Raw genomic sequence first — 236 nt, 5'->3', positions numbered from 1 at the left:
GCGCGGTGCTGGATCGCGCCGGAGATGCCGGAGGCGATGTACAGCTGCGGCGAGACGCTCTTGCCGGTCTGGCCGACCTGGTTGGTGTGCGGGTACCAGCCCGCGTCCACCGCGGCACGCGAGGCACCGACGGCCGCGCCGAGGGAGTCGGCGAGGGCCTCGATGATCGCGAAGTTCTCCGCGCCGTTGACGCCACGGCCACCGGAGACCACGATCGCGGCCTCGGTCAGCTCCGG

1 protein-coding gene is annotated in these 236 nt (G+C 72.9%); it reads right to left on the bottom strand.

Features of this window, described 5'->3' with window-relative positions; all coding sequences use genetic code 11:
- On the bottom strand, window positions 1-236 hold a 236-nt coding region (locus tag ADK36_RS17115; RefSeq protein WP_048587697.1), incomplete at both ends, for an electron transfer flavoprotein subunit alpha/FixB family protein.

The sequence above is a fragment of the Streptomyces viridochromogenes genome (assembly GCF_001270495.1).
In the GTDB taxonomy this organism is placed as follows: domain Bacteria; phylum Actinomycetota; class Actinomycetes; order Streptomycetales; family Streptomycetaceae; genus Streptomyces; species Streptomyces viridochromogenes_A.
This window is presented reverse-complemented; position numbering and strand designations above follow the sequence as displayed.